This window comes from Mesorhizobium sp. B2-1-3 (genome assembly GCF_006442495.1).
Taxonomy (GTDB): domain Bacteria; phylum Pseudomonadota; class Alphaproteobacteria; order Rhizobiales; family Rhizobiaceae; genus Mesorhizobium.
In genome coordinates this window covers 396,089-421,807 of the sequence record NZ_VFWL01000001.1, presented here as the reverse complement: position 1 = coordinate 421,807, position 25,719 = coordinate 396,089, and the positions used below count along the sequence as shown (strand labels likewise).

At 65.0% G+C, this 25,719-nt stretch carries 29 protein-coding genes; 17 read left to right on the top strand and 12 right to left on the bottom strand.

Annotation, left to right across the window (positions count from 1 at the left end; all coding sequences use genetic code 11):
* Positions 1-88 precede the first annotated feature (88 nt).
* Positions 89-625 (bottom strand): protoporphyrinogen oxidase HemJ, encoded by a 537-nt coding sequence (gene hemJ / locus FJ973_RS02185; RefSeq protein ID WP_140554734.1) that lies wholly within the window; start codon positions 623-625, stop codon positions 89-91.
* The gene (gene hemE, locus FJ973_RS02180; RefSeq protein WP_140554733.1) at positions 625-1,656 is read right to left on the bottom strand and encodes a uroporphyrinogen decarboxylase; all 1,032 of its coding nucleotides are present in this window, start codon (positions 1,654-1,656) and stop codon (positions 625-627) included. Before hemE ends, hemJ begins: the two co-directional genes overlap by 1 nt.
* 404 nt (positions 1,657-2,060) lie before the next feature.
* Between hemE and FJ973_RS02175 the strand changes: the two genes are divergently transcribed.
* The 5 genes from FJ973_RS02175 to dnaQ all read left to right on the top strand — a co-directional run bounded on the left by FJ973_RS02175 (position 2,061) and on the right by dnaQ (position 5,764).
* Positions 2,061-2,882 (top strand): pyruvate, water dikinase regulatory protein, encoded by an 822-nt coding sequence (locus FJ973_RS02175; protein ID WP_140491905.1) that lies wholly within the window; start codon positions 2,061-2,063, stop codon positions 2,880-2,882.
* A gap of 57 nt (positions 2,883-2,939) precedes the next feature.
* A complete protein-coding gene (locus FJ973_RS02170) occupies positions 2,940-3,539 on the top strand; it encodes a Maf-like protein (protein WP_140491900.1) in 600 nt (199 codons plus the stop codon).
* A complete protein-coding gene (locus FJ973_RS02165; protein ID WP_140554732.1) occupies positions 3,532-4,374 on the top strand; it encodes a shikimate dehydrogenase in 843 nt (280 codons plus the stop codon). Before FJ973_RS02170 ends, FJ973_RS02165 begins: the two co-directional genes overlap by 8 nt.
* Complete coding sequence (coaE, locus tag FJ973_RS02160) at positions 4,371-4,952, top strand: dephospho-CoA kinase (protein WP_140554731.1); 582 nt, start codon at positions 4,371-4,373, stop codon at positions 4,950-4,952. The genes FJ973_RS02165 and coaE overlap by 4 nt, the downstream gene beginning before the upstream one ends.
* A 107-nt stretch (positions 4,953-5,059) precedes the next feature.
* A complete protein-coding gene (gene dnaQ, locus FJ973_RS02155; RefSeq protein WP_140514104.1) occupies positions 5,060-5,764 on the top strand; it encodes a DNA polymerase III subunit epsilon in 705 nt (234 codons plus the stop codon).
* 176 nt (positions 5,765-5,940) lie between these two features.
* Here dnaQ and secB read toward each other — a convergent pair whose 3' ends face one another.
* Positions 5,941-6,438 carry a protein-export chaperone SecB gene (secB, locus tag FJ973_RS02150; RefSeq protein WP_140491875.1) on the bottom strand — a complete coding sequence of 166 codons (498 nt, stop codon included), beginning with the start codon at positions 6,436-6,438 and terminating at the stop codon, positions 5,941-5,943.
* Between the two features lie 165 nt (positions 6,439-6,603).
* Positions 6,604-7,104 (bottom strand): FxsA family protein, encoded by a 501-nt coding sequence (locus tag FJ973_RS02145; RefSeq protein WP_140491873.1) that lies wholly within the window; start codon positions 7,102-7,104, stop codon positions 6,604-6,606.
* A 213-nt stretch (positions 7,105-7,317) separates the two neighbouring features.
* Between FJ973_RS02145 and FJ973_RS02140 the strand changes: the two genes are divergently transcribed.
* Genes FJ973_RS02140 through FJ973_RS02125 form a run of 4 tightly spaced genes read left to right on the top strand, consistent with a single transcriptional unit; the run spans position 7,318 to position 10,056 of the window.
* Positions 7,318-8,022, top strand: a complete 705-nt coding sequence (locus FJ973_RS02140) for a Tim44/TimA family putative adaptor protein (RefSeq protein WP_140514105.1) — start codon at positions 7,318-7,320, stop codon at positions 8,020-8,022.
* Between the two features lie 24 nt (positions 8,023-8,046).
* Positions 8,047-9,150 (top strand): murein transglycosylase A, encoded by a 1,104-nt coding sequence (locus FJ973_RS02135; protein ID WP_140554730.1) that lies wholly within the window; start codon positions 8,047-8,049, stop codon positions 9,148-9,150.
* Entirely contained in the window at positions 9,147-9,677 is a 531-nt protein-coding gene (locus tag FJ973_RS02130) for a Smr/MutS family protein (RefSeq protein WP_140491867.1), read from the top strand. Before FJ973_RS02135 ends, FJ973_RS02130 begins: the two co-directional genes overlap by 4 nt.
* A 10-nt stretch (positions 9,678-9,687) precedes the next feature.
* A complete protein-coding gene (locus FJ973_RS02125) occupies positions 9,688-10,056 on the top strand; it encodes a helix-turn-helix transcriptional regulator (protein ID WP_140491865.1) in 369 nt (122 codons plus the stop codon).
* An 89-nt stretch (positions 10,057-10,145) separates the two neighbouring features.
* Here the strand turns inward: FJ973_RS02125 and FJ973_RS02120 are convergent, their stop codons facing one another.
* The 4 genes from FJ973_RS02120 to FJ973_RS02100 form a co-directional block, all read right to left on the bottom strand.
* The gene (locus FJ973_RS02120; protein ID WP_140491863.1) at positions 10,146-10,385 is read right to left on the bottom strand and encodes a hypothetical protein; all 240 of its coding nucleotides are present in this window, start codon (positions 10,383-10,385) and stop codon (positions 10,146-10,148) included.
* 336 nt (positions 10,386-10,721) lie between these two features.
* Positions 10,722-11,342 (bottom strand): transglutaminase-like cysteine peptidase, encoded by a 621-nt coding sequence (locus FJ973_RS02110; RefSeq protein ID WP_140491861.1) that lies wholly within the window; start codon positions 11,340-11,342, stop codon positions 10,722-10,724.
* Positions 11,343-11,515: 173 nt separating this feature from the next.
* Positions 11,516-12,793, bottom strand: coding sequence for a polyhydroxyalkanoate depolymerase (locus FJ973_RS02105; protein WP_140554729.1), 1,278 nt, complete (start codon positions 12,791-12,793; stop codon positions 11,516-11,518).
* Positions 12,794-13,021: 228 nt separating this feature from the next.
* On the bottom strand, positions 13,022-13,390 hold the full coding sequence (locus FJ973_RS02100; protein ID WP_140491856.1) for a septal ring lytic transglycosylase RlpA family protein: 369 nt from the start codon (positions 13,388-13,390) through the stop codon (positions 13,022-13,024).
* A 310-nt stretch (positions 13,391-13,700) separates the two neighbouring features.
* Between FJ973_RS02100 and FJ973_RS30735 the strand changes: the two genes are divergently transcribed.
* Positions 13,701-13,886: a hypothetical protein gene (locus FJ973_RS30735; protein ID WP_181167265.1), complete on the top strand. Its 186-nt coding sequence runs from the start codon at positions 13,701-13,703 to the stop codon at positions 13,884-13,886.
* 7 nt (positions 13,887-13,893) lie between these two features.
* Here FJ973_RS30735 and FJ973_RS02090 read toward each other — a convergent pair whose 3' ends face one another.
* From FJ973_RS02090 to tauA, 4 genes are all read right to left on the bottom strand, one after another.
* The gene (locus FJ973_RS02090) at positions 13,894-14,100 is read right to left on the bottom strand and encodes a hypothetical protein (protein ID WP_140491853.1); all 207 of its coding nucleotides are present in this window, start codon (positions 14,098-14,100) and stop codon (positions 13,894-13,896) included.
* Positions 14,101-14,119: 19 nt separating this feature from the next.
* Complete coding sequence (tauC, locus tag FJ973_RS02085) at positions 14,120-14,980, bottom strand: taurine ABC transporter permease TauC (protein WP_140554728.1); 861 nt, start codon at positions 14,978-14,980, stop codon at positions 14,120-14,122.
* Positions 14,977-15,750 (bottom strand): taurine ABC transporter ATP-binding protein, encoded by a 774-nt coding sequence (locus FJ973_RS02080; RefSeq protein WP_140524464.1) that lies wholly within the window; start codon positions 15,748-15,750, stop codon positions 14,977-14,979. The genes tauC and FJ973_RS02080 overlap by 4 nt, the downstream gene beginning before the upstream one ends.
* Before the next feature lie 152 nt (positions 15,751-15,902).
* Positions 15,903-16,919, bottom strand: coding sequence for a taurine ABC transporter substrate-binding protein (tauA, locus tag FJ973_RS02075; protein WP_140524462.1), 1,017 nt, complete (start codon positions 16,917-16,919; stop codon positions 15,903-15,905).
* 611 nt (positions 16,920-17,530) lie between these two features.
* On the opposite strand from tauA, the gene FJ973_RS02070 reads away from it, so the two are divergent.
* The 7 genes from FJ973_RS02070 (at position 17,531) to FJ973_RS02040 (ending at position 25,702) form a co-directional block, all read left to right on the top strand.
* On the top strand, positions 17,531-18,022 hold the full coding sequence (locus FJ973_RS02070; RefSeq protein WP_140491847.1) for an Rrf2 family transcriptional regulator: 492 nt from the start codon (positions 17,531-17,533) through the stop codon (positions 18,020-18,022).
* Positions 18,023-18,047: 25 nt separating this feature from the next.
* A complete protein-coding gene (locus tag FJ973_RS02065; protein ID WP_140491845.1) occupies positions 18,048-19,388 on the top strand; it encodes an FAD/NAD(P)-binding protein in 1,341 nt (446 codons plus the stop codon).
* Positions 19,389-19,592: 204 nt separating this feature from the next.
* Positions 19,593-21,050 (top strand): pyridoxal-phosphate dependent enzyme, encoded by a 1,458-nt coding sequence (locus tag FJ973_RS02060; RefSeq protein ID WP_140524460.1) that lies wholly within the window; start codon positions 19,593-19,595, stop codon positions 21,048-21,050.
* The gene (locus FJ973_RS02055) at positions 21,047-22,216 is read left to right on the top strand and encodes a PLP-dependent aspartate aminotransferase family protein (RefSeq protein WP_140554727.1); all 1,170 of its coding nucleotides are present in this window, start codon (positions 21,047-21,049) and stop codon (positions 22,214-22,216) included. The genes FJ973_RS02060 and FJ973_RS02055 overlap by 4 nt, the downstream gene beginning before the upstream one ends.
* 100 nt (positions 22,217-22,316) lie before the next feature.
* Complete coding sequence (locus FJ973_RS02050; protein ID WP_140554726.1) at positions 22,317-23,282, top strand: GlxA family transcriptional regulator; 966 nt, start codon at positions 22,317-22,319, stop codon at positions 23,280-23,282.
* Positions 23,283-23,601: 319 nt separating this feature from the next.
* Positions 23,602-24,906 carry a Xaa-Pro peptidase family protein gene (locus FJ973_RS02045; RefSeq protein WP_140554725.1) on the top strand — a complete coding sequence of 435 codons (1,305 nt, stop codon included), beginning with the start codon at positions 23,602-23,604 and terminating at the stop codon, positions 24,904-24,906.
* A 115-nt stretch (positions 24,907-25,021) separates the two neighbouring features.
* Positions 25,022-25,702, top strand: coding sequence for an isochorismatase family protein (locus FJ973_RS02040; protein WP_140554724.1), 681 nt, complete (start codon positions 25,022-25,024; stop codon positions 25,700-25,702).
* Positions 25,703-25,719 lie beyond the last annotated feature (17 nt).

Below are 25,719 nucleotides of genomic sequence, written 5' to 3'. Positions count from 1 at the left end.
CATGACGGGAAGGAAGACCCGTCTTTTATCGTCGGCCGGCTGAAAGAGCAAGCCGCCTTTTAGCAGGTCGTGAGAGAGATCCGAAGGTTCAGAACGGCTTGACGACGACCAGGATCACGATAGCGATCATCAGCAATGTGGGGACCTCGTTGACGATCCGCCAGTGCCTCGCGGGTTTTTCGTTACGATCCTCAGCGAATTTTCGCACAGCGCCGGCCAGATAGCCGTGGATGCCCGACAGAACCAGCACCAGCGCGATCTTGCCGTGCAGCCAGCCGCCCTGGAAACCGAAACCTTTCCAGGCCAGCCATAGGCCGAACACCCAGGTGACGATCATCGCCGGGTTGATGATGCCGCGCAGCAGCCGGCGCTCCATCACCTTGAAAGTCTCCGACTGCACCGAACCCTTCTCGGCATCGGCGTGATAGACCAGCAGCCGCGGCAGATAGAGCATGCCCGCCATCCACGAGATGACGGCAAGAACGTGGATCGCCTTGGCCCAGAGATAGAAGCCGTCTGGGGCCGCCAGAAACAGCAGCGCGGTGAGCACGACCAGGGCCGCGATGCCGATCACCATGCGCATCATCGCCTGGCCCGTGCTGTTGGTGTTGCTCATCCCGGCCATCAGCGTGTCGCGCTCCTCACCAGTTTCACCATGGCCTCGACATGCGCAATCGGCGTTTCCGGGGTAATGCCGTGGCCAAGATTGAAGATCAACGGTCCGCTTCCCAGGCTCTCCAGGATCGCGCTGACGCCGTCGGCCAGCACCTTGCCGCCGGCGACCAGCCGCAGCGGATCGAGATTGCCCTGGACGGCCCCTTCCCGCTGCAACGCCTTCGCTGTCTCCAGCGGCACCGTCCAGTCGATCCCCAGCCCCGTGACGCCGGTCTTCTCGCGATAGCTCCGGTAGCGCGCGCCGGCGCCCTTGGGAAAACCGATGATCGGCACATCGGGATGGACCGCTCGAACCTGCCTCACGATCTCGGCCACCGGCTCGACGCAGAACAGCTCGAAACAAGCATCGTCGAGCACGCCGGACCAGGAATCGAATATCTGCACCACATCGGCGCCGGCCTCGATCTGCCTGATGAGATAGGCGGCCGAATGATCGGTCAGCACCTTGAGCAGCCGACGAAACGCCGCCGGCTCCCGATAGGCGAACAGCCGCGCCGGCGCCTGGTCCGGCGTGCCGTGCCCGGCGATCATGTAGGTCGCCACCGTCCACGGCGCGCCGCAGAAGCCGATCAGGGTGGTTTCATCGGGCAGTTTCGCCCGCAACCGGCGAACCGTCTCGTAGACCGGTTCGAGATTCACGTGAAACACCGTGCTGTCCAGGGCCGCGATTTCAGCCGCCGTGATCGGCGTCAGCAGCGGCCCTCGCCCCTCTTCGAAGCGTACGTCGCGGCCAAGCGCATGCGGAACGACAAGGATGTCGGAGAACAGGATCGAGGCGTCGAAGCCGAAGCGCTCGATCGGCTGCATGGTCACCTCGAAGGCAAGGTCGGGATCATAGCAGAGGTCGAGGAATGAACCTGCGCGTCGGCGCGTCTCGCGGTATTCCGGTAGATAGCGCCCGGCCTGGCGCATCATCCAGAGCGGCGGCGGAAACACCGTCTCACCCTTCAGCACGTCCAGCATGATCCGTCTTGCAGGCATAGAGCGCTCGCCTCTCCCGGCTTCCCTATAATCAAATATCTTATTTTAAAGAATCTTCTGATTCTAAGAGTCTGTTGGTTGTGGTGGTTGTCACCTGTCCCGCTTTGGCCGTCAAAACACCAGCAAGCATATTGTCGCGCATTTCCAGTCGACCCTTGCATGGTTCTGGGGACGAGCCGGAATCTTCCATTGGACTCAACACGCTAGAGCAGCGATCCTGCAGGTACGTCCTGTGGACGGACAAAAGGCAGAAATCTTCGTCCACGGACTTGTCCCCAGCCGCCCGACGAAGCCTACAGCGCATCGAATTGTGGACAAACCGGCATCTGATACAGTCGCTCCGGCCGGCGGGTTTTCCGAACCCTGCTTTATCCACATCCGCCCACAGCCCTAGGTAAAACCCTGTGAACAAACCCCAGAGCTTCTTCCACCTGCACCTGATCTCCGACGCCACCGGCGAAACGCTGCTCGCGGCCGGCCGTGCGGCTTCGGCGCAATACAAGGATGCGCGCGCCATCGAGCACATCTACCCGCTCATCCGAACCGAAAAACAGGTGGCCAAAGTGTTCGAGGACATCGAGGAGGAGCCGGGCATCATCCTCTATACCGTCGTCGACCAGAAGCTGGCGCGCGGCATCGACGAGCGTTGCGCCGCCATGGGCCTGCCCTGCGTCTCCGTGCTGGAGCCGGTGCTCACCGTCTTCCAGTCCTATCTGGGCACGCCGGCCGGCCGCCGCGTCGGCGCCCAGCACGTCCTCGATGCCGAATATTTCCGCCGCATCGACGCACTCAACTTCACCATGGAACATGATGACGGCCAGTTGCCGGCCAATATGGACGATGCCGACATCGTGCTGGTCGGCATTTCGCGCACGTCCAAGACGCCGACCAGCATCTATCTCGCCAACAGGGGCATCAAGACCGCCAACATTCCGATCGTGCTCGGCGTGCCGGTGCCCGAAAGCCTGGTCAACGCCAGGACGCCGCTGATCGTCGGCCTTGTCGCCACCGCCGAACGCATCTCGCATGTCCGCCAGAACCGCATCCTTGGCAACAGCAGCGCCTATGTGCCAGGCGACTATGTCGACCGCGCCGCCATCAATGAGGAGCTCGCCTATGCCCGCCAGATCTGTACCCGCCATGGCTGGCCGATGATCGACGTCAGCCGCCGCTCGATCGAGGAGACGGCGGCGGCAATCGTTGCCCTGCGGGGGAAGACGCGGTAGGTGCAGATGAGAGAAGTGAGGGGTGCGCGACGGAACGCCAATCCTGGGTGAACCAGCATGACCGAAAAAATCATCCTCGCCTCCGGCAGTCCGTTCCGCAAGACGATGCTCCTCGGTGCCGGCATCGACGTCGAGGCGGTTGCGCCTGATGTCGACGAGCGCGCGCTCGAGGCGCCCCTGCAAGGCAGCGGCGCCTCGCCCGAGGATGTCGCGCTGGTGCTGGCCGAAGCCAAGGCCACCGAAGTAAGCGAGCGCAGGCCCGGCGCGTTGGTGCTCGGCTGCGACCAGACGCTGTCGCTCGGCGACGAGGTGTTCCACAAGCCGGCCGACATGGAAGGGGCGCGCCGCCATCTGCTGGCGCTGTCGGGAAGGACCCATCAGCTCAACAGCGCCGCGGTCCTGGTCCGCGACGGCGAGGTGCTGTGGCGCCATGTCGGCATCGCCAGCCTCACCATGCGCAAGCTCGATCCGGCCTTCATCGGCCGCCACCTGGCGCGCGTCGGCTCAAGGGCGCTGTCGAGCGTCGGCGCCTACCAGGTCGAAGGCGAAGGCATCCAGCTCTTCGAGAAGATCGAGGGCGACCACTTCACCATTGTCGGCCTGCCGCTGCTGCCGCTGCTGGCCGAACTGCGCACGCTGGGAGCGATCGATGGCTGAGGCGACCAAAAAGGCCTTCGTCACCGGTCACCCGATCAAGCATTCGCGCTCGCCGAAGATCCACGGCCACTGGCTGGCCAGATACGGCATCGACGGCAGCTACCAGGCGATCGATGTCGCGCCGCAGGATTTCGCCGAATTCCTGAGCACATTGCAAGCGAACGGCTATCTCGGCGGCAACGTCACCATCCCGCACAAGGAGGCGGCGTTCGCCCTGATCGAGCGCCGTGATGAGGCAGCCCAGCAGATCGGTGCCGTCAACACGCTGTGGCTGGAGGGCGGCCAATTGTGGGGCGGCAACACCGACAGCCATGGCTTCGCCGCCAATCTCGACGATCATGCGCCGGGTTGGGCAATCAATGGCCCGGCGGTGGTGCTCGGCGCCGGCGGGGCCTCGCGCGCCGTCATTCACGCGCTGAAGCAACGCGACGTGAGCGATATCCGCATCGTCAACCGCACGCTTGCCCGGGCGGTGGAATTGCGCGACCGGTTCGGCGCCGGTGTCTCCGCGCATGGCGTGGCGGCGACCGGTGAACTGCTTGCCGATGCCGGCCTGCTCATCAACACCACGGCGCTTGGGATGCAAGGCAATGAGGGTCTGGCCGCCGACCCGGCCCTTTTGCCGGACCACGCGATCGTCACCGATATCGTCTATGTGCCGCTCGAGACGCCGCTGCTTGCGGCGGCAAGCGCGCGCAAGCTGAAGACGGTGGACGGCCTCGGCATGCTGCTCAACCAGGCGGTGCCGGGTTTCGAGCGCTGGTTCGGCGTGCGGCCCCAGGTCACACCCGAATTGCGCGCGCTCGTCGAAGCCGATCTGGCGCCAAAACCATGATCGTGCTCGGCCTCACCGGTTCGATCGGCATGGGCAAGTCGACCACCGCGAAAATGTTTGCCGAGGCCGGCATCCCGGTCCACGATTCCGACGAGACGGTGCATCGCCTCTATGCCGGCAAGGCAGCCCCCCTGGTCGAGGCCGCGTTTCCAGGAACCACCGGCGCCGGAGGCGTCGACCGGGCAAAGCTCGGCGCTCGGGTGCTTGGCGATGCGGCCGCGCTGAAAAGGCTGGAAGCGATCATCCATCCGCTGGTGCGCGCCGACGCCGACGCGTTCCTGGCGCGCAACCGCGCCGCCGGCGAGCCGCTTGCCGTTCTCGACATTCCGCTCCTGTTCGAGACCGGCGGCCGCGACCGCGTCGACAAGGTCGTCGTCGTCACCGCGCCGGCCGAAGTCCAGCGCCAGCGCGTGCTGGCGCGGCCCGGCATGAGCGAAGAGAAACTCGCCTCCATCCTCGCCAGCCAGGTGCCGGATGCGCAAAAGCGCCGCCAGGCCGACTTCGTCATCGACACCAGCCCGGGCCTGGATGCCGCGCGGGCTGAGGTCAAAGCTATCATCGCGGATTTGAGAGGTTAGATCGCTGCCTCTTTTCCTTCTCCCACAGGGGGAGAAGGAAAAAAGCCATTGCCCATTGCCATTTTGTTCCGCTCTCACGATTCTGCTTGCCAGGAGCGACTGATTCGATGCGTGAGATCATTTTCGATACGGAAACCACCGGCCTCGACATGCGCGACGACCGCATCATCGAGCTTGGCGGCGTCGAGCTGGTCAACCGCTTTCCAACCGGCAAGACCTTCCACCACTACATCAACCCGCAGGGCCGCTCGATCCATGCCGAGGCGCAGGCCGTGCACGGCATCAGCATGGCGGACCTGCAAGGCAAGCCGTCCTTTGCCGAGATCGTCGAGGAGTGGATCGCCTTCACCGACGGCGCCAAGCTGGTCGCCCACAACGCCACCTTCGACATCGGCTTCCTCAATGTCGAGTTCGGCCGGCTCGGCCATCCGGCCGTCGACATCGGACGCGTCGTCGACACGCTGGCGCTGGCGCGGCGCAGGCATCCGATGGGTCCCAATTCGCTCGACGCGCTCTGCCGGCGCTACGGCATCGACAATGCGCGGCGCACCAAGCACGGCGCCTTGCTGGATTCGGAGCTGTTGGCCGAAGTCTATATCGAGCTGATCGGCGGCAAGCAGACGGCTCTGATCCTGGACACCGTTTCAGTGCAGATGAACGGCGCGGGCGAAGTGGCAGACATCGATATCTCGGTCGGCGCACGGCCGATCGCCCTGCCCCCGCGGCTGAGCGAAGCCGAGCGCGCTGCGCATGCCGGCATGGTCGCCACGCTTGGCGAGAAGGCGCTTTGGCTGAAGGTGATGGGCGCCTAGGACGCGTCGTTCTCCTCGCCTTCGTCATCGTACGGCGGAGCAGGAGCGAAGCGACGTCGCGGAGACCCTAGGATGACGAGGTCGGGGGCTCTGCGGCCAAACCGGCCGCACCAGCCTCGAAAACGAAAAACCCGGCGCGAGGCCGGGTCTTTCTGCAATATCCGTACGAGCCGGAATCAGCTCACCTGGACCTTCGACGCCGCCTGGTCCTCGGCCAGCTTCTGCTGGAACATCTGCGCGAAATCGATCGGGTCGAGCATCAGCGGCGGGAAGCCGCCATTGCGCGTTGCCTCGGCGATGATCTGCCGGGCGAACGGGAACAGCAGCCGCGGGCATTCGATGAACAGGATCGGCAGCATGTGTTCCTGCGGGAAGCCACTGATGGCGAAAACGCCGCCATAGACCAGCTCGACGTTGAACAGCACTTCCTGGTCGAAGGAGGCCTTGGCGTTCAGCGTCAGGTTGACGTCGAATTGCTTGTCGGAGAGCGGATTGGCGTTGACGTTGACGTTGATGGCGATGCCGGGCGCCTTGTCGCGGCCGCGCAGCGAGTTCGGCGCGCCGGGACTTTCGAAGGAAAGGTCCTTCACATACTGGGCAAGGACGTTGAGCGAGGGCTGCGCCGTATTGCCGTTTCCGTTGGCGCCGACCGGCGCGTCATCTTTGCTGGCCATGAGCCTTGTGTCCTTTTGCCTGGGCAGCATTGCTGACCGAATTGAAATCGGGCGTTCGCTACCATGGCCGGCATGACAAGACAAGGTTTGCCGCCTTGCGACCGGAGGGGATCCAGACTGTGTCGAGATTCAGGTCAGGCCGGCATCACCTGAACATCAATAGCCTCAATCGTCCTTCAGGCGGCGCCAGGGCGAATTGTGGTCCGGCCCGCGCTTGAAATCGTCTTCGCGCGAATAATCGCCGTCGTCGAGGTCGATGACCCTGTCGCGCGGCCGGCCGCGGAAGCCGCCGGCCGAGAAATTCGTCGCCACCACGATGCGGCCCTTGAGCCTGCGCCAGGCAAGATCGCGCACCGGCGGCAGGAACAGGAGAATGCCGAAAATGTCCGATATGAAGCCCGGGATGATCAGCAGGATCGCGGCGAGCACGATCATGGCGCCGTGCGCGAGCTGGCGGCTCGGATCGCGGCCGGCGCCCATCTCGGTGCTGATGCGGCTCATGACGCCAAAACCCTGATGCCTGAGCAGCAGCGCCCCGGCGATGCTCGAGGCGAGCACCAGGCCGACCGTCGCCAGCGCGCCGATCTGGCGCCCGACTATGACGAAGCCGGCGATCTCCAGCAGCGGAAGCGCCAGAAGAAAAACGGGAAATAACGAAATGCGCAAGTCTTGCCGATCCTTCCGATCGTTCTGGCGTTGGTCTGTTTTGCCCGCCAGCGGCCGCCGGCCGCTGGCGCCGAGGCTGTTAGATAGGTATGGCTGCCTTTGATTTGAATGATTGCGCCTTGCGTTCTATATGGTTTGCATGTTGAACGCTATGCGACCGCTGCCCTGTTGGCCGGGCGGTCCGGCCGAGGGCAGGATTGATTGGCGGAAGATATGGGTTTCTTCGACTTCGGCACGATTTTCTTTCTGATTGCGGCAGTTGTGATCTTTTTCCAGCTGCGCAATGTGCTGGGCCGTCGTACCGGCAGCGAACGGCCGCCTTTCGATCCCTATACCGCCGCCCGCACCGGCGACAAGGATGCGCAGAAATCCGAGAATGTCGTGTCGCTGCCGCGCAAGCGCCAGCCCGGCGAGCCGGCCGGCGAGGTCTATGCGGCCATCGACGCCTTTGCCAAGCCCGGCACCGACCTCAACAAGGGCCTGCGCACGATCAAGGACAACGATCCGTCCTTCGACCCGAAGGGTTTCGTCGACGGCGCCAAGATGGCTTACGAGATGATCGTCATGGCCTATGCCGACGGCGATCGCAAAACGCTGAAGAACCTTCTGTCGCGCGATGTCTATGACGGTTTCGTCGCCGCGATCGGCGAGCGCGAGGCGCGGTCGGAAAAGATCCAGTCTTCCTTCGTCGGCATCGACAAGGCCGACATCGTCTCGGCCGAGATGAAGGGCGGCGAGGCGCATGTCACGCTGCGCATCATCAGCGAGCTGATTTCGGCGACGCGCGACAAGGCCGGTGCGGTCATCGACGGCGACCCCGAAACCGTCGCCGAGGTCAAGGACGTCTGGACCTTCGCCCGCGACACGCGCTCGCGCGACCCGAACTGGAAGCTCGTCGCCACCGAAGAAGAAGATTGAATCCCTGACCGCGGCGGGCCTGTCGTGTCCTTCCATCAGGCATTCAGCGAAAGATCCTTCGGCGCTCTGCCCGGCTGGGATGACGACGACCATCTGGCGGCCTTCGAGGCCTTTCGCCGCTCTGCCTTCCATGTCCTGGCCAAGCCCTATCGCAGCGGCGCGCTCGGCGTCGATTTCGACGCCTTTGCCGGTGCCTATGCCGAGGCGCGCGCGGCCCCTCCTGCCAGCCGGTCGGAGGCCCGCGCCTTCTTCGAGCGTCATTTCGTCCCCATGCTGGTGCGTCCAGAGACCGGCGCCGGCCTCGTCACCGGCTTCTACGAACCGGAGGTCGAGGCCTCGCCGGTGCGCACGGAGCGTTTTGCCGTGCCGCTGCTGTCGCGTCCCGCCGATCTCGTCGACATCGACGACGCCAACCGGCCCGACGGAATGGACCCCTATCTCGCTTTCGCGCGCCGGACGCCGGACGGGCCGGCCGAATATTTCGACCGTGGCGCGATCGAGCGCGGCGCGCTCGCCGGCAAGGGACTGGAGATCGCCTGGCTGGCCGACAGGGTCGATGCATTCTTCATCCATGTGCAGGGCGCGGCGCGGCTTCTCATGACCGACGGCAGGCTGTGCCGCGTCACCTATGCGGCCAAGTCCGGCCAGCGCTTCACCGGACCCGGCAAGGTGTTGAGCGAGCTCGGCGAGATCCCGCTGGAAAACGTGACGATGCAGTCGATCCGCGCCTGGTTCAGGGCGCATCCCGGCCGCGTCGACGAGATCCTGTGGCGGAACCGTTCCTATATCTTCTTCCGCGAGGCCGCGGTCGAGGACGCAACGCTCGGGCCGATCGCCGCCGCCAAGGTGCCGTTGACGCCGGGTCGCTCGATCGCCGTCGACCGGCTGCTGCACACATTCGGCACGCCCTTCTACATCGACGCGCCATCGCTGACGGCTTTCGAGGCAAAACCGTTCCGGTGCCTGATGATCGCGCAAGACACGGGCTCCGCCATCACCGGGCCGGCGCGTGGAGATCTCTTCGCCGGCTCGGGCGACGCCGCCGGCGAGATCGCCGGCGTGGTGCGCAATCCGGCCGATTTCTACGCGCTGGTGCCGCGCCCGCTCGTCTCGGGTTCGAAGCCATGACCCGCCGCAGCGACAGGTTGAGCGAGGACGACCGGGTGCTGTGGAACTTGGTGGCGCGCACGGCCAAGCCGCTGAAGGGCAAGGCCGCCGTGCCTGTCCCGGATTTCGGCATCGAGGCGAAGCCGGCGCCGACGCAACAAGCCCGGCCCGTTGCCGGTCCGGCCGGCGCGCCTAAGCCGAAGGCCCAGCATGTCTCCCATGCACTCGACGAGCCGACGCTGGACAAATTGTCGAAAGGCCGGCTGCCCATCGAAGGCCGGGTCGACCTGCACGGCATGACGCAGGACGAAGCCTATTCGCTGCTGTTCTCCTTCCTGCACCGCGCGCATGCCGGCGGCATCCGCTATGTCCTGGTCATCACCGGCAAGGGCTCTTCGTCGGGCGGCGACGGCGTGCTGCGCCGCGCGGTGCCGGCCTGGCTGTCGACGCCGGCGTTCCGGCCGCTGGTCTCCAGTCACGACCACGCCGCGCGCAACCACGGCGGCTCGGGCGCGCTCTATGTCAGGCTGCGGCGGGTCCGGTCGTGAGGATGGGGTCGTGACCCCGTTCGGCGAGAGGCTGCGGGCGCTGAGGGCCGAGCGCGGCGTCACCCAGAAGGACATGGCCGCCGCCATCGGCGTCAGCGCCGCCTATCTGTCGGCGCTCGAGCATGGAAGGCGCGGCGCGCCGACCTGGACGCTGATCCAGAAGATCATCGGCTATTTCAACATCATCTGGGACGACGCGGAGGAACTGGCGCGACTGGCCGAAGGCTCGCATCCGCGCGTCAGGCTCGACACGTCGGGCCTGAGCCCGGCCGCGACCGAGCTTGCCAACCTCCTGGCCGAGAACATCGAAAAGCTCGACGAGGAGGAACTGCGCGGCATAACCTTCTCTATCCGAGCGGCGCTGGGGCGACGGCGGTAGGCCGGGTTTGCCCGGCTCTCGCGGCGGCTGAGCTCCCGATCGCGAAACGGCGGCCCGCCAGCAGCAGCCGGCGGGCCGCCGTGATGAGATCAGTTCTTGCCGGCCGTGCTGCCGCCATTGCCACCGCGGCCGTGATCACCATGGCCGCGGCCACCATTGCCGCCGCCAAGGCAGTCCGATGCGCCGGCGGCGCCGCAACAGCGGCCGCTCCACAGGTCGTTGAGATTGGTGTTGGCGCAGCTTCGAATGGTCTGATCGGCCAGAGCGGATCCGGCCATGCCCGACACCGCGACGGCGGCGAGAAGGGTGTTACGCAGGAAAGCAGTCATTTGAAGTCTCCATGGTTGGTTTCGGTTCACGGCTGTGTGTCGCCGGCCGGGCCGAAATGGTTCATGGAGGGTGTGGGAATTTTTTTGGGGAGTGCGCGAGGCGCGTGACTGCAACGTCGGCGCCGCCCCTCATCCGCCTGCCGGCACCTTCTCCCCGTATAGGACGGGGAGAAGGGAGACAGCCGCGCCCTTGGCGTATTTCTTGCGACGTCGGCAATTGGGGAAATCGTCGATGACAGCGTCTTTCTCCCGTCACTATACGGGGAGAAATGCCCGGCAGGGCAATGAGGGGCGGGGCCGACATCCGGCGGTTGGGCGCGCCGCCCGCCGCAGTCCCTACTCCACGGACCCGACCAGCACCTGCTGGCCGCCACGGATCGAGACCCAGCGGCCGGTGTTGTCGATCGCCTGGCGCTTGAGGAAATGGTAGCCGGTGTCGTCCCAGGCCTTGACCTTGTCGGTCAGATTGTCGAGCACATAGTCGCCCCTGTCGGTGCGCACCGTCAGCACCGAGTGCCCTTCGCCGTCGGGTTTGCGCACCACGGTGATGAGAAGATCGGCAAGCGATATGCCCATCCGGGACAGCAGGCGCCGCTTTTCCAGCACATAGTCCTCGCAGTCGCCGACGCCCTTGGCGGGATAGGCCCAGACCTCGTCCTTGCCATAGATGTCCATGTCGCTCATCGGCTTGACGGCGGCATTCACCCTGGCGGTGACCTTGGCCAGCTTGCGCCACAACCTGTCCGTCATCGCGGCCGGCGCCAGATTGCCGGGACGGATTGCGCATTCGCGGGCATTGAGCCTGCAGAAATCATAATGGCCGATCGGTTGCGACGCGACGCCGCCGGTCGTCATCGCTCCGGCCGCCAGGGCCGGTGCCACCCAGCCTCCCATCATTGTCGCCAGTCCGGCTACTGCGCACGCACGAAGCGCTCGCGCCATTGGTGAGGAATTCATTGTCCCCGCTCGCCCTTGTTATTAATGAAAGGTTAAGGGCGATCTACAGTCCGTGTCAATTACCACGATTGGGTGATTTGCGACATGGTTACCCGCGAGACGCATGGCAGCGGCACCCGTGCGACAGGCCTGCCCGGCCTGTCCGGCGCTATCGGGCCGGCAATGCAGGCTGCCTATCTTTTGGCGGTGCGGACCAGCTTCGGTTTCACGGCGACCCGGTTCTGGCGGCCATAGCTGGTGATGAAGTCGACGATGCGCGGCACGATCTCGGCGCGGAAGCGCGACCCGTTGAAGACGCCGTAGTGCCCGACCGCGGACTGCATGTAATGCGCCTTCCTGTCGGCGGGAATGTTGACGCACAGATCGTGCGCCGCCCGCGTCTGGCCAAGGCCGGAAATGTCGTCGTTCTCGCCCTCCACCGTGAACAGCGCGACATTGCGGATGGCCGAGGGATCGATGGGCGTGCCGCGATGCGTCATCTCGCCCTTGGGCAAGGCATGCCGGACAAACACCGTGTCGACCGTCTGCAGGTAGAACTCAGCCGTCAGGTCCATCACCGCCAGATATTCGTCGTAGAAGTCGCGGTGCTTCTCGGCGCTGTCGCCGTCATGCTTCACAAGGTGCATGAAGAAGTCCTTGTGGGCGATGATGTGGCGGTCGAGGTTCATGCTCATGAAGCCCGAAAGCTGCAGGAAGCCTGGATAGACCTCGCGGCCGAAGCCCGGCACCGGCCAGGGCGCGCGCATCACGACATTGTCGCGGAACCAGTCTATGCCCTTCTCCTCGGCCAGAAGGTTGACCGCGGTCGGGTTGCGGCGCGTGTCGATCGGCCCGCCCATCAGGGTCATCGTCGCAGGAACGAAGGGGTCGCCGCGCGTTTCCATCAGCGCCACGGCCGCCAGCACCGGCACGGAAGGCTGGCAAACAGCCATCACATGCGTGTCGGGGCCCAGCACATGCAGCATGTCGACGACATAGTCGATATAGTCGTCGAGATCGAATTGGCCGTCGGCCGTCGGCACCATGCGGGCGTCGATCCAGTCGGTGATGTGCACGTCGGCATGGGGCAGCATGGCTTCGACCGTGCCGCGCAGCAGCGTCGCATAGTGGCCCGACATCGGCGCCACGATCAGAAGCTTCGGATCGCGCCGCCGCCCGGCGGGCACGGCGCGCTCGAAACGCACCAGGTTGCAGAACGGTCGTGACCAGACGACCTTCTCGGTCACTGCCACGCTCTTCCAGTCGACCACCGTCTTGTCGAGGCCGAATTGCGGCTTGCCGTAGCGGCGCGTGGTGCGCTCGAACAACTCGGCGCCCGCCGCGATCGAGCGGCCCCAGGACGTGTGCGAGAACGGATTGAGCGGGTTGGAATAGAACAGCCGCACCGCATCGGCATAGAGACGGGCCGGCTGCAGGGCGGCGTGGTTCATTTCATAGAGCTGGTAGAACATCCGTTTACCCCGCTGCGGCCTGCGACCGAAGGGGCGGCGAGCAGTGCCTGGCCCTAACTGTCTCGCGGGGAAGTTAACAACTAATTGCTGCGATGCAATACGTCACGTGGCGTGATCTATACGCATTCTTGGTCCAAAGCGTTGGAAATCAGCCTTGGACGGTACAAGCCGGCTCATTGTGCAGGTGCGAAGGCCAGGCGGCCCGGCCCTCGGGCCGGGCAGTGGTGGTCAGACGCGCGCCATGCAGACCGCGGTGTGGCCCGAACCGATGAAGCCGAGCTGGCCGGCGGCACCCTTCGACAGGTCGAGCACGCGTCCCCGGATGAACGGTCCGCGATCGTTGATGCGCACCACGACGCTGCGGCCATTGTTCTGGTTGGTGACCCGCAGCTTGGTGCCGAAAGGCAGCGTGCGGTGTGCGGCGGTCAAGGCCGAAGGGTTCATCCGTTCGCCCGACGCGGTCCTGGAGTGCAGGGCGTACCAGGAAGCGCGGCCGCATTGACCGGCGGCGGAGGCGGCTGGAGTGGCGGAGGCGCCGACCATCAGGCCAGCAGCGATCGTCACCGCGGCAAGCGCGGTCCGGTTGTTGTTATTCATATTTGGGGGAAGGCTCCGTTTTTGACAGGCCCCAGCCGTTACGGAGACAATAAGGCACGAAATGCGGCAATCATCCGGCAGTTCCATGGCATCGGCACACGTTTGGAGTCGCCCGGTAACAGGCTGTCAGTGATTTCCCGACGGTCGGCGATCAACTCACGATGATGTTCCAGCGGATATCCATGTCTTGTTTGACAAGATCGAGCGGCAACATCCAAGTAGAAGATGCTGCTGCCGAACCGATTCCTTTGCCTCTTTCATCGCGACGGCGACGACGCGACCGATCAACTTCGGAAGGGAGAATCCGGCAATGAGACTGATCAAAAATCTGCTGGCGTTGATTGTGCTGGCCGTCGGCGCGCTGTGGTCGCTGCAAGGCATCGGCGCGATCGGCGGCAGCTTCATGACCGGCCAGTCGCAATGGCTCACCATCGGCATCGTCGTCATGCTGGTCGGTCTCGCCGGGCTCGTGTGGGCGAACCGTTCGCGCGGTTGAGCCGCTCTCACTGCGACCAGTACTGCCAGGCCCAGTAGAAGCTTTCGTCTCGCGGCGGCAGGCGGTCACGCCCGGCCGGGAGTCGGACGGGCGCCGGCGAGCGCGGACCGTCCTCCCTTGTCGCCTTGTCCTCCTCTATCGCCTTGCCATCGGATGTCAGGCCCAGCAGCCAGGTGCCAAAATGGGCGAACAGCATGGCGGTGGAATGGGTCATCGTCATCTCCGTTTCCCGATCATTCGCGTCCCGCCCACGGCACGAGCGCGCGCTCGATCCTGCGGATGGCGAATTCGAGCACGAAGGCGATGGCCGCGATCACCAAAATGCCCATGACCACCACGTCGGTGACCAGGAACTGCGCCGCCGACTGGATCATGAAGCCAAGCCCGCGCGTCGCCGCCACCAGTTCGGCGGCGACCAGCGTGGACCACCCGGCGCCGAGAGCGATGCGCAGTCCGGTCAGGATCGACGGCAGCGCGCTGGGCAGGATCACGTGGCGGACCACCTGGCGCCTCGTCGCGCCAAGCGAACGCGCGGCGTTGATGCGCTCCTGCGAGACGCCGCGGACGCCGGACGCGGTCGACAAGGCCACCGGCGCCAGCATGGCGATGGCTATCACCAGGACCTTGGACGGCTCGCCGATGCCGAACCAGATGATGACCAGCGGCAGATAGGCGAGCGGCGGGATCGGCCGCAGGAATTCCAGCAGCGGATCGAAAATGCCGCGGCCGACGGTGCTGATGCCGATGGCGAGGCCAACCGGCACGCCGACGAGGAGCGCCGCGATGAGCGCGGCGAACACCCGCCCCAGGCTGGCGGCGATATGCTGGACGAGCGTTGCGTCGACAAAGCCGTCGCGGGCGACGATGATGAATTTGTTCCACACCGCGACAGGCGAGGGCAGGAATACCGGCGACACCAGTTGCAGGCGGGCCGACAGCGTCCACAGCGCCAGCACCAGAAGAATGGTGGCCGCGCTGACCATGCGCGCCGAAACGCCCTTGCGCTTCGAGACCGGGCGCGACCATGGCACCGACAGGCCGTCGGCCTCTTCGGTCCTGGGGCCGGAGCGTTCGGTGTAGGAGGAAATGGTCATGCCGCCTCTCCCTCGAAGATCGCGTCGGTCAGTTCGCCGCGCGCCGCGGCGAAGCCAGGATCGGCCTTGATGGCGCGGATGGCCTCGCCCGCTGCGTAGCGCCTGGAGAAGCCCGGCTCCAAGGTCCGCACCACCCGGCCCGGCCCGGGCGCCAGCACCACGATGCGGGTGGCGAGCACCAGCGCCTCGTCGATGCCGTGCGTGACCATAAGCACGCCGACCTTGCTTGCCGTCCACAGGTCGAGCAGCGTCGTCTGCATGCGCTCGCGCGTCAGCGCATCGAGCGCGCCGAGCGGCTCGTCGAGCAGCAGGAATTGCGGCTCGGCAGCCAGCGCCCGGGCAAGGCCGACGCGCTGGCGCATGCCGCCGGACAGCTCCCAGATGCGCTTGTCGCCGGCATCGGTGAGCTTGACCAGGCCGAGCAATTCGTCGGCGCGGCGCGCCCGCTCGGATGGCCCGACACCGCGCAGCCTGAGCGCGAAGGCGACGTTCTCGCGCGCCGTCAGCCAAGGAAACAGCGCGTCGTTCTGGAACACCACCGCACGGTCCGAACCGGGTGCTGCGATCGGCCGGCCGTCGATCGCGGCCGTGCCGCGTGCCGGCGCGACAAAGCCGGCGGCTACATTGAGCAGCGAGGTCTTGCCGCAGCCGGAACGGCCGACAAGGACGACGAAGTCATCGCTGGCGACGTCGATCGATACCCGCTCGACGGCGGGTGCGGGCTGGCCGTCATAGTGGATCGAGATTCTGTCGAGCACGAGATGCGACATGAGCCCTCGCAGGAGTTCGTTGAAGTCCGCCTGCCCGAAGCCGCGCCTCGTCAGCGGCTCCGGGACAGACGACACGCGGCGTCAGGAAAGCCGCGCGCGTCTCATCGGGGCGCCACCTGCCCGTCGTGGCATGGGGCGCTCCAACGCTCGGGTCAGTTCGAGGCCAGCGCCTCGGTGACGTATTTCGATGTCACATATTTCGAATAGTCCGGCAGCACGGCGTCTACCTTGCCCTGCTCCTTGAGGAAGGCGGACGCGGCCGCGATCGCCTTGACCGTGCCGCCGCCGAGGAACTTGTCGGAGGCCTGTTCTTCGAGTGTCGGGAAGACGTAGCCCTTGAGCAGTTCAGGCACTTCCTCGACCTTGGCGCCGGTCAGCTTGGCGATCTCGGCCGCCTGCGGCGACGCTGCCGACCAGGCGTCGGGCTTAGCCAGGTACTCGGCATAGGCCGCACCCGTCACCTTGACGAAGTCGCGCACCGCTTCCGGGTTCTTTTCGGCAAAGTCGGTGCGCACGATCCAGGCGTCGAAGGTCGGCGCGCCCCAGGCGGCGACCTGGGAGGAATCCAGCACCACCTTGCCTGATGTCTTGACCTGGCCGAGCGCCGGATCCCAGACATAGGCCGCATCGATATCGCCGCGCGAAAAGGCAGCGGCGATTTCCGGCGGCCTGAGATTGAGGATCTCGACCGATTTCGGGTCGACATTCTCATGTTTCAGCGCGGCAAGCAGGCTGTAATGCGTCGTCGAGACGAAGGGCACGGCCACCTTCTTGCCGGCGAGGTCGGCGACCTTCTCTATGCCGGCGCCGTTGCGTGCGACCAAGGCCTCGGATGGCCCGATCAGGCCGACGACGAAGATGGTCTGGACCGGCAATTCGCGGCTCGCCGCCGCCGCCAGCGGGCTCGAACCGACATAGCCGATGTCTACCGAGCCGGATGCGACCGCGGCGATGACATCGGCGCCGGAATCGAATTTGCGCCAGTCGATGGCGGCGTTGGTAGCCTTTTCATAGGCACCATCGGCCTGCGGCACCTTGGAGGGTTCGACCACCGTCTGGTAGCCGATGGTGATCTTGAGGTCGTCGGCAAAAGCCGGGCCGAGGAAGGCGGCGCCGGCAAGTGCGGCCGTAGACAGGAGAAGGATGCGTCGCGAAATGGTGGTGGACATCAAGGGCTCCATGAAACAGGGGAAAACCGGATTGCTTCATGATAGTCCGCTAATTCTATGGTTCTTGTAGAGTTAAATTCTTCTAGCGGGGCTGGATTTGTTGGAAAAAGCTGCCGGTGCCGAGGTCCCCAGGCGGATTTGGCGGCTATGGCGCTTCAAGAGTGGCGAGATCATCACGTTCGGGAAGCTCCAGCCACCGCTACGGCCTCCGATCGCGAACGAGAATTCACGTTGCAGCCGCTTGAAAGGCAAATCCATGCTTCAGATGGATTGGAATTTAAAAACGTGTTCCGCCTGTTCGCGTTTAAGTATAGTAAACTTATCGACATAGAGACTTGGAGGCGACGATGAGAGGTCATACCCATCCGTATCGCGGCGATCGCCGGTGGCACCGGTCTCGGGCCGTCGCGCCACGGTTTGTGTCCCCGGCATCACAAGTCAGGTCCAAAATCGCCGCAATGGCTTGAAAATCAAGCAAGATCAATCGCGATTGGCTTGTATATCATGTCGGTAGAATTTATGTCATGGATGCTTGAGCGCTGCGGGAGGCACGCCAGGCGTTTCGCAACGGATGGCCTCGAGCCATCGCATGACAGAGAAACGTTCGGATCATGCTCACCAAGAAAGGCAAGTACGGCCTCAAGGCGCTCGTCCATCTGGCGCGGATGCCGGCCGGGCAGCTTGCCTTCGTCAACGACATCGCGACCGGCAACAACATCCCGAAGAAGTTTCTCGACGCCATCCTGGGCGAACTGCGCAATGCCGGTTTCGTGCAGAGCCGCAAAGGCAAGGATGGCGGCTATCGCCTGGCGCGGCCACCGGAGGAAATCAGGGTCGGCCATGTCGTGCGTGTGCTCGACGGCCCGCTGGCGCCGATCCCTTGCGCCAGCCGTACCCAATACCAGCGCTGCGAAGACTGTAACGAGGCGACATGCCAGGTTCGACATCTGATGCTGGAAGTCCGGCAAGCGATCGCCGAGGTGCTCGACCAGCGCAGCCTCGCCGAGATGCGCGACATCGGCCTCGACGACCTTGGGGTCGCAAGGGGCCTCGACGACCTCTCGGTCGCGAGCGACGATCTGCCGGTTGCGGTGAAGGCCTGACGCCGGCGCGTCGCACGGGGCTGGCATGAGCGGCCGCGGCAACTCGATCATCATCGTCGGCGGCGGCGCCAGCGGGGTCGTGCTCGCCGCGCATCTGCTGAGACAGCCCAATCCCGACCTTCGCGTCACGCTGGTCGAGAAGCGCCCGCATTTCGGCCAGGGCATCGCCTATTCCACATTGCTCTCCGCGCATGTGCTGAACGTCAGCGCCGCCGGTATGAGCGCCTATGCCGACGATCCCGGCAATTTCTGGCGCTGGCTGCTGGAACGCGACCTGGCAACGCCCGAGCAGGCGCCGGTCTACGCGCCGCGCAGCATCTATGCCCGCTATCTCGGCGAATTGCTGGACGATCTCGAGGCGCGCGAGAGGGAGACCGGACGCCTCCGGCTGATCCATGAGGAAAGCCTGTCGATCTCGCCCACGGCCTCGGGGGTGGAAGTGGCGCTCGCCAACGGCACCAGCGTCGTCGCCCATCTGGCGGTGCTCGCCACCGGCCATGACGAGGTGCCGGCCATGGGGCAAGGCCATGCGGTTCGGATGGGGTCTGAGGCCGACACCGCGCTCGATCCCGACCGGAGCGTCATGGTGCTGGGAACGGGCCTCAGCATGGTCGACGCGTTCCTCGCCCTCGAACAGCGCGGCCACCGCGCCGAGATCGTCGCGGTGTCGCGGCGCGGCCTGCTGCCCTCGCCGCACCGCAAGGGCAATCCGATCAAGCTCGACGTCGCCGATATCCCGCTCGGCACCCAGCTTTCCTATTTCGTCGGCTGGTTCCGCGACCTGATCCGGGAAAACCAGAAGGCCGGCATCGACTGGCGCGACGTCGTCGACGGCCTTCGCCCGTTCAACCAGAAGATCTGGCAGAACTGGCCGGCCTCCGCCAAGCGTCGTTTCGTCGAGCACACCAAGGCGTGGTGGGACATCCACCGCCACCGCATGGCGCCCGAGGTCCATGCCCGCGTCACGCAAGCCGTGCAGTCCGGCCGCATCCGCCTCGTCGCCGGCCGTGTCGTCGACATCGCGGCGGGCGGCGAGTTCACGGTCCAGGTCCAGTCGCGCCACACCAAGCGGCTGGAGAGGTTCGAGGTCGCCCGCATCTATGATTGCTCCGGTATCGTCAGGGACATCTCGGCCTCGTCGAACAGCGTGGTGCGCTCGCTGGTCGACCGCGGGCTGGCGCGGCCGGATCCGCTGCGCATCGGCCTCGACGTGACGGCCAATTGCGAGATCATCGCCGGCGACGGCACGGTGTCCAGGAAAATCCTCGCCGTCGGCCCGCTGACCAGAGGCACCTTCTTCGAGATCGACGCCATTCCGGATATTCGCGTCCAGTGTGCGAGGCTGAGCAAGCAGCTGCTGGGGTAAAGTGTTGACGTCGGCGCTCTACGGCAGGCCAGAGGGGGGACGTGCCGCACAGTCCTGCAGCCGTTGCGCGTCGCACCCCGGAATTTCATTCTCCATCTAGCCGGTCGATTGGCACGATCTATCTTCTTTCCCACTGCAAAGGGCTGGAAAAGAGGATACGCTGCCGCCCTGCACGAGGCGGCCGCTTGATCATGGAGCATCGATATGAGCAGGCACAAGATTGCGCCCTCGGATAGCGCCCCTTTGGAAAGCGCCGCTTCGGAAAACGCAACGTCGCGCCTGCGGCCGCCTTACGGATCGGTGCTCGACCTGATCGGCCAGACCCCCGTGGTCGAGCTGACCCAATTCGACACCGGCAAGTGCCGGCTGTTCATCAAGCTCGAAAGCCAGAATCCCGGCGGCTCGATCAAGGACCGTATCGCGCTGTCGATGATCGCGGCGGCCGAGAAGGAGGGCAGGCTGAAGCCAGGCGGCACGATTGTCGAGGCGACGGCCGGCAATACGGGCCTGGGGCTGGCCCAGGTCGGCATCCCCAAGGGCTACCGCATCATCCTGGTCGTGCCCGACAAGATGTCGCGCGAGAAGATCCAGCACCTGCGCGCACTGGGCGCGGAAGTGCGCATGACGCGCTCCGATGTCGGCAAGGGCCACCCCGAATATTATCAGGACATGGCCGAAAAAATCGCGGCCGAGCTGCCCGGCGCTTTCTACGCCAACCAGTTCGCCAATCCGGCCAACCCTGAGGCGCACGAAACCACCACCGGTCCGGAAATCTTTTCGCAGCTCGACGGCGATGTCGACGCGGTGGTGGTCGGCGTCGGCTCCGGCGGCACGCTGACCGGCCTTGGCCGGTTCTTCGCCAAGGCATCGCCGAAGACGGAAATGGTGCTGGCCGATCCGGTCGGCTCGGTGCTGGCGCCGCTGATCAAGACCGGCAAGATGGTGGAGGCCGGCAGCTGGACTGTGGAAGGCATCGGCGAGGACTTCGTGCCGCCCAATGCCGAGCTGTCGCTGGTCAAGAAGGCCTATTCCATATCGGACAAGCAGAGCATGCTGGCGGTGCGCGATCTCCTGTCCCGGGAAGGCATCCTGGCCGGCTCGTCTTCGGGCACGCTGCTGTCGGCCGCCTTGCGCTATTGCCGCGAGCAGACGTCGCCCAAGCGCGTCGTCACCTTCGTCTGCGACAGCGGCAACAAATATCTGTCGAAAGTCTTCGACGATTTCTGGCTGGCCGAGCAGGGGCTGGCCGAGCACGAGCAGCATGGCGACCTGCGCGACCTGGTGATGCGCACGCACCGCACCGGCGACACCGTCTATGTCGGTCCGGACGAGAGCCTGCTCAACGCCTATGGCCGCATGCGCCGCTCCGATGTCTCGCAGCTGCCGGTGCTCGACGACGGCAAGCTGGTCGGCATCGTCGACGAAAGCGACATTCTGGCCAAGGTCGACGGCCCCTATGAGGGCCGCTGGGAGCGCTTCAACGCGCCGGTACGCACGGCGATGACCTCCAATCTGCATACTTTGCAGGCCAGCCAGACGCTGGACGCGCTGCTGCCGGTATTCGACCGCAACGAGGTCGCCATCATCTTCGACGGCGACGAGTTCGTCGGCCTGATAACCCGCATCGACCTGATCAACCATTTGAGGCGCCGTGCACGATGACCGCATCCGGAAAGAACCGCCTGGCCTTCTCCACCCGCACCATCCATGGCGGCCAGAGCCACGATCCCCTGACCGGAGCGGTGATGGTGCCGATTTACGCCACCTCGACCTATGGCCAGCAGTCGCCCGGCGTGCACAAGGGCTTTGAATATGCCCGGAGCCAGAATCCGACGCGCTTTGCCTTCGAGCGCGCGGTGGCCGATCTCGAAAGCGGCTCGGCTGCCTTCGCCTTCGCCTCCGGGCTGGCGGCGATCGCCACCGTGCTGGAACTGCTCGATTCCGGCGCCCACATCGTCGCCACCGACGACATCTATGGCGGCTCCTTCCGCCTGATGGAGCGTGTGCGCAAGCGCTCCGCCGATCTCAAGGTGAGCTTCGTCGACTGCACCGACCTTGCGGTTATAGAGGCGGCAATCCGCCCGGAGACGAAAATGCTCTGGGTCGAGACGCCGACCAACCCGCTGCTGCGCATCGTCGATCTCGAAGGCGTCGCAGCCCTTGCAAGGCGCAAGGGCATCCTCTCGGTCGCCGACAACACATTCTGCAGCCCCTATTTGCAGCGGCCGCTGGAGCTCGGCATCGACGTCGTGGTGCATTCGACGACGAAGTACCTCAACGGCCATTCCGACATGGTCGGCGGCGTGGCTGTTGTCGGCGACAACAAGGATCTGGCCGATCGCCTGAAATTCCTGCAGAACGCCATCGGCGCCATTTCGGGCCCGTTCGACAGTTTTCTCGCCCTGCGCGGCCTCAAGACATTGGCGCTGAGGATGGAGCGGCACTCGTCGAACGGCCTCAAGATCGCGCAGTGGCTGGAAGCCCGCAAGGATGTGCGCCGGGTCATCTATCCCGGCCTCGCCAGCCATCCGCAGCATGCCGTTGCCGTCCAGCAGATGCATGCGTTCGGCGGCATGATATCAGCCGTGCTCGACCGCGACCTCGCCGGCACGAAACGCTTCCTCGAACGCACGCAATTGTTCACGCTGGCCGAAAGCCTCGGTGGCGTGGAGAGCCTGATCGAGCATCCGGCGCTGATGACGCATGGATCGATCCCGGCGGAGAAGCGCGAAGAGATCGGCATATCGGATTCGCTGGTGCGGCTGTCGGCGGGCATCGAGGATGGCGACGATCTGATCGCGGACCTGGAGCAGGCGCTGGGGGGCTGAGCGGCGGCGCTCCCGCTGAGACGAGCCAGTCTCCAACTTCCCAGAAAGCCAGCCACAACCCCGTTGACCCCAAATCCCATCTGCCCGAGATGTAGAGCCTATGGCCACGCGCGACACATCTCCAGACGCTCCCCTCACTTTCGCGGTGCTGGTCTTCCCCGGCTTTCCGATGATGGCGTTCAGCTCGGTCATCGAGCCGCTGCGCGCGACCAATGTGCTGGCGAAGCGGGAATGCTATCGCTGGATCATCGTCGGCGCTACCCAAGGCGCGGTCGAGGCCTCGAACGGCGTCGTCATCCAGCCGCGCTTCTACGCCGAGGATGCGCCGAAGGTCGACCGCATCGTCGTCTGCTCGGGCGGCGATGCCGATCATCTCGTCGCCGAGGACGCGGCAAGCTGGATCCGCCGCAGCTTGCGCAGTGGCGCCCATATCGGCGCGGTGGCGGACGCCGCCTTCTTCCTCGCCCGCGCCGGCCTGCTCGACGGCCATGCCTGCACCTTGCACTGGACCAGCCAGGCCGCCTTCACCGAGGCCTTTCCCAACGTCGAGCTGAGACGCGACCTCTATGTCATCGACCGCAAGCGTTTCACCTCGGCGGGCGGCGTCGGCAGCCTCGACATGATGCTGGAGATCATCACCCGCGACTACGGCGCCGAGCTTGCGGCCGGCGTCGCCGAATGGTTCGTGCACAGCCAGCTGCGCTCCAGCGTCGACCGCAAGCTGATGCCGCTGCGCCTCCGTACCGGCGTGCGGAACGAGCTGGTGCTGTCGGCCATCGCCATCATGGAGGACGCGGTCGAGGAGCGGCTCGGCATGGCGGAGCTGACGGCCAGGCTCGGCGTCTCCTCCGATAAGCTCGAACGCTCCTTCCGCTCCGAACTCGCCATCTCGCCCAATGGCTACTATCGGCGGCTCAGGCTGAAACGCGCCGCCGATCTCCTGGCGCACTCGACACTCGCCGTGCGCGACGTGGCGCTCGCCTGCGGCTTTGCCTCGATGTCGAGCTTCGCCCGGGCTTTTCGGGAGGAGCATGGCCATCCTCCGAAGCTGGCGCGACGGCATTAGAGGTCTTGCTGGCGCTGAGAGACGTTGGCGGGACAGCGCCCCCTCTGTCCTGCCGGCCATCTCCCATACGAGGGTCCCTCAAGGGGGAGATCGAACCTCACAACAGCTTTCGCCAATTTTCACCGAAGAAGCGACGAGGTCAAAGCTGCCAATCTCCCCACTTGAGGGGGAGATGCCCGGCAGGGCAGAGGGGGGCGCTTGGCACCTGCATCTCTTGGTACCCAGCGGCATCTCGCACAACAAGCGCGGTTTTCCGCACAATCCCTCGTTACCGCCTGCGCCATGGTCTGATCTTGCAAACCACCCAAGGTCAGCCCCCATGAGCATCGTCGTATTCGACCCTGACAGCACTGAAGACGTTGACTTCCAGGACCGCATGCGCCACCCCGCGGCGGCCGATCCTGCCGGCGGCATGTGGCTGTCCGACACCGAGCCGTCCTTCATCGATGCCGACGCCCTTCGTAAAGGCCGGCTGGCCAAGCTGCGCGGCTGGATGCGCGAGGCCGGCTATGGCGGCGTGGTGCTGTTCGATCCCTACAACCAGCGCTACGCCACCGGCTCGCGCAACATGTTCGGCTATTTTCTGCGCAACTCGACCCGTTATTTCTTCATTCCGACCGAAGGGCCGATCGTGCTGTTCGAATATCCGCAGAGCTACCATGTCTCGATGGTGCTCGACACGATCGACGAGGCGCGTCCTTCCAAGCTCGTCTGGTCGTCGGTATCGGGCCGCGACGACGAGACCGCCGGTCCCTTCGCCGACGAGATCGCCGAACTCCTGAAGCAGCATGGCGGCGGCTCGATGAAACTCGGGCTCGACCGTTGCAGCCATCTGCAGGCGCTGGCGCTGGAGAAGCGCGGCTGCGACGTCCGCGACTGCCAGGGCGAGATCCTGGCGGTGCGCGCGGTCAAGACCCCGGAGGAAGTGAAATGCCTGCAGGTGTCGATGGCCGGCGCGGAAGCCGCCGTCTATGCGGTGCGCGAGGCGATCAAGCCCGGCGTTTCCGAGAACGAGCTGTTCGCCATCATGTATGGCGAGGTCATCCGCCAGGGCGGCGAGTTCATCGAGACGCGGCTGTTGACGTCCGGCCAGCGCACCAATCCCTGGTTCAACGAGGCCAGCGGGCGAAAAATCCGGCCGGGCGAGTTGCTGGCGCTCGATACCGACACGATCGGCTGCTATGGCTATTATTCGGATTTCTCGCGCACCTTCCGCTGCGGGCCCGGCAAGCCGACCCCCTATCAGAAATCGCTCTACCGCATGGCGCACGACCAGGTTCAGCACAATATCTCGATCGTGAAGCCCGGCATGGCTTTCCGCGAGATCGCCGAAAAGGCTTGGAAGATCCCCGACCGCTTCGTCGACCAGCGCTACACCTCGGTCATGCACGGCGTCGGCATGCATGGCGAGACACCCTTCATCGCGCACGCCATGGACTATGAAACCTATGGCCGCGACGGCCATATCGTGCCAGGCATGGTGGTGAGCGTGGAAAGCTATATTGGCGAGAAGGGCGGCCGCGAGGGCGTCAAGCTGGAGGACGAAATCCTGGTCACCGAGACCGGCACCGAGCTCCTGTCGCGCTTTCCCTATGAGGATGAGTTTCTGGAGAAGCAGGTTTGATGCCAGCGGCCGGTTTAGTTGACGTACCGCAGCTGAAGAACGAGCGCCTCATTCCTTGGCGCCCCCCTCTGTCCCTCCAGCGTTTGGAAGTATCTTGGATCCCAGGCGCATCCGTATGAAAAGCCCCATCTCCCTCAAGCGCGGCACCGTGGCCGCTGTCTTCATCGACCTGCAGGAAGAGCACCGGCAGGACCCGCGCTACCTGGTCGAGGGTTTTGAAACGATCCTCGCCAACGTCCAGCGCCTGCAAGCGGCGGCGCGGCAGAACAATGTGCCGCTCCATCACTGGGCCTATATCGTAGATCTCGACAAGCAGGAGCGGCCCTTTCATCCCGTTGGAGCCGACGGCAAGTCGGCCTTCTCCGACAAAAGCGATCCGCTGACCGAGATCTGCCGTGAGGTGGCGCCGGCCCAGGGGGAGACGCTGCTGATCAAGGCCGAGGCCAGCGCCTTCCGGGCGGGGCCGGCGGCCGATCGGCTCAAGACTTCCGGCATCGAATGGCTGGTCATATCGGGCGTGTGGACCGAGGCCTGCATCGATGCCACCGTGAAGGACGCCGTGGCGCGCGGCTTTCGCGTGCTGCTGGTCAAGGACGCCTGCGGCAGCGGCAGTGCCGCCATGCACCAGACCGCAATCCTCAACCTCGCCAACCGGCTCTATGGCGGCGCCGTCACCGACACCGACGGCGCCTGCCTGCTGCTGGCTGGCGAGAGCGTCGCCGTCTGGCAGGTCGAGGGCTCGGTGCCGCTGCGCTTCAGCTTTGAAAACGCGGCCAGGCTTTACAGCGAGCTTTGAGGCAATGCCTTCCGAAA

Coding starts and splice junctions, on each gene's coding strand:
- hemJ (WP_140554734.1), bottom strand. CDS start 625: ATGGCCGGGATGAGCAACACCAACAGCACGGGCCAGGCGATGATGCGC.
- hemE (WP_140554733.1), bottom strand. CDS start 1,656: ATGCCTGCAAGACGGATCATGCTGGACGTGCTGAAGGGTGAGACGGTG.
- FJ973_RS02170 (WP_140491900.1), top strand. CDS start 2,940: ATGACCGAAAAAATCATCCTCGCCTCCGGCAGTCCGTTCCGCAAGACG.
- FJ973_RS02165 (WP_140554732.1), top strand. CDS start 3,532: ATGGCTGAGGCGACCAAAAAGGCCTTCGTCACCGGTCACCCGATCAAG.
- coaE (WP_140554731.1), top strand. CDS start 4,371: ATGATCGTGCTCGGCCTCACCGGTTCGATCGGCATGGGCAAGTCGACC.
- dnaQ (WP_140514104.1), top strand. CDS start 5,060: ATGCGTGAGATCATTTTCGATACGGAAACCACCGGCCTCGACATGCGC.
- secB (WP_140491875.1), bottom strand. CDS start 6,438: ATGGCCAGCAAAGATGACGCGCCGGTCGGCGCCAACGGAAACGGCAAT.
- FJ973_RS02140 (WP_140514105.1), top strand. CDS start 7,318: ATGGGTTTCTTCGACTTCGGCACGATTTTCTTTCTGATTGCGGCAGTT.
- FJ973_RS02130 (WP_140491867.1), top strand. CDS start 9,147: ATGACCCGCCGCAGCGACAGGTTGAGCGAGGACGACCGGGTGCTGTGG.
- FJ973_RS02120 (WP_140491863.1), bottom strand. CDS start 10,385: ATGACTGCTTTCCTGCGTAACACCCTTCTCGCCGCCGTCGCGGTGTCG.
- FJ973_RS02110 (WP_140491861.1), bottom strand. CDS start 11,342: ATGAATTCCTCACCAATGGCGCGAGCGCTTCGTGCGTGCGCAGTAGCC.
- FJ973_RS02105 (WP_140554729.1), bottom strand. CDS start 12,793: ATGTTCTACCAGCTCTATGAAATGAACCACGCCGCCCTGCAGCCGGCC.
- FJ973_RS02100 (WP_140491856.1), bottom strand. CDS start 13,390: ATGAATAACAACAACCGGACCGCGCTTGCCGCGGTGACGATCGCTGCT.
- FJ973_RS30735 (WP_181167265.1), top strand. CDS start 13,701: ATGAGACTGATCAAAAATCTGCTGGCGTTGATTGTGCTGGCCGTCGGC.
- FJ973_RS02090 (WP_140491853.1), bottom strand. CDS start 14,100: ATGACCCATTCCACCGCCATGCTGTTCGCCCATTTTGGCACCTGGCTG.
- tauC (WP_140554728.1), bottom strand. CDS start 14,980: ATGACCATTTCCTCCTACACCGAACGCTCCGGCCCCAGGACCGAAGAG.
- FJ973_RS02080 (WP_140524464.1), bottom strand. CDS start 15,750: ATGTCGCATCTCGTGCTCGACAGAATCTCGATCCACTATGACGGCCAG.
- tauA (WP_140524462.1), bottom strand. CDS start 16,919: ATGTCCACCACCATTTCGCGACGCATCCTTCTCCTGTCTACGGCCGCA.
- FJ973_RS02070 (WP_140491847.1), top strand. CDS start 17,531: ATGCTCACCAAGAAAGGCAAGTACGGCCTCAAGGCGCTCGTCCATCTG.
- FJ973_RS02065 (WP_140491845.1), top strand. CDS start 18,048: ATGAGCGGCCGCGGCAACTCGATCATCATCGTCGGCGGCGGCGCCAGC.
- FJ973_RS02060 (WP_140524460.1), top strand. CDS start 19,593: ATGAGCAGGCACAAGATTGCGCCCTCGGATAGCGCCCCTTTGGAAAGC.
- FJ973_RS02055 (WP_140554727.1), top strand. CDS start 21,047: ATGACCGCATCCGGAAAGAACCGCCTGGCCTTCTCCACCCGCACCATC.
- FJ973_RS02050 (WP_140554726.1), top strand. CDS start 22,317: ATGGCCACGCGCGACACATCTCCAGACGCTCCCCTCACTTTCGCGGTG.
- FJ973_RS02045 (WP_140554725.1), top strand. CDS start 23,602: ATGAGCATCGTCGTATTCGACCCTGACAGCACTGAAGACGTTGACTTC.
- FJ973_RS02040 (WP_140554724.1), top strand. CDS start 25,022: ATGAAAAGCCCCATCTCCCTCAAGCGCGGCACCGTGGCCGCTGTCTTC.